The organism is Campylobacter sp. BCW_6877 (assembly GCF_001762445.1).
In the GTDB taxonomy this organism is placed as follows: domain Bacteria; phylum Campylobacterota; class Campylobacteria; order Campylobacterales; family Campylobacteraceae; genus Campylobacter_D; species Campylobacter_D jejuni.
Genome location: NZ_MJWW01000029.1, coordinates 1 through 1,372 on the forward strand (window position 1 = coordinate 1; position 1,372 = coordinate 1,372).

Sequence of the window (1,372 nt, forward strand, 5' to 3'; positions counted from 1 at the left end):
ACTATACCAACAGTTTTATTTTGATTCATCTATAATGCTCTCTTTTTCTTATGAATTTTATATGTTTTTATTATATCAAATGGTAATTTAAATAATCCACCCTTATACCAATTTTTACAATTTTTAATTAAAATTTGACCTAACTTATAAGAAAGATGATTTTTAATTGCCATAGCTTCTTTATAATCTAAACAACTTTCTATAGGTGGTAGTTTTTTTATTTTATCTTTACTAATTTTTTGCTCTTGTTTATAAAATATTACAACTGATAATAAATATATAGGAATTAATACTATACTAAAGAAATTTTTAGAATTAATGATTAACGACTGTCCCAGTTTGTATGATAATTGATTTTTTATTCTTTGTTTGGCTGAATAATAACCAAATTGTTCTTGCAAAGCAATATCATTTAATAATAACTTTTGAATATAGCATGTATTAAAATTAAGAAGCGTATATAATGTTTTTAAAAATCTTTGTTCTAATTTCATCGGATCATTATTAAAATTGAAAATTCCAATACCTTTATTAATAAAATATTCAAAGAAAAATATAGGTATAAGATGTGATATTTCTGTATTTTTAAATAAAATAACAAAATTCGTTAATTCTTCTAATATTAATATTTCACTTAGAATAATATGATAATTCTTAGCAATCATTTCATCGGCAAAATATTCTCTTAAATAGCTTGCATAAAATGGTAATGTATTCTTATTCAAAGATTGCATAATACTATTATCCCGAACTCTATATGTTAACATAATCTCAGGATATATATATATATATTTTAAAGAAGCAAACAAAATAATCCCGAAAGCAACATCTTCAAAAATAATACCATTAATAAATTTTAACTTAATGCTTTTAAGAAATTTAAAATCAATCATCCCTTGCCAAGCAAAAGCAAAAGTTTTAGACTTATTATAAAAGCTATTATATGTAATTCCATGTTTCAACCATTCCAATGGCGTTATTATTTTTTCTTGTAAAAGCTGAAATGTATATAAAGTACTGTAATACTTTTTTTCTCCAGTTTGTTCAAAAAACATATCATAATCAAACCAAAGTACTTCTACTCCATTCATTCTAGAAACACATTCTTCAATACAATTTAATCTCCAATAGTCATCGGAATCTAAAAATATAATATAATCTATATTCGCGTTAGTAAAATTTATCAAATCTTTTTCACTATCAAAATATTTATAACTCTTGTATACACTATGTATTTCATAATGATTATTGCCATTAACACTAAATTCAATTAGAGTGTTTTTTTGAAAAATCTGATTTTTATTTATGAATTTATACTCCCCGCTAAAATATTCTATACCCACATTTCTAGCACTACTTAATCCTCCATTTT

General features: G+C 22.8%; 1 protein-coding gene. It reads right to left on the bottom strand.

All coding sequences use genetic code 11. The annotated features are described in order from the left end of the window. Window positions 1-29: 29 nt before the first annotated feature. The coding region (locus AJ936_RS10305; protein WP_180365762.1) for a glycosyltransferase family 2 protein at window positions 30-1,372 on the bottom strand (1,343 nt) is incomplete at its 5' end.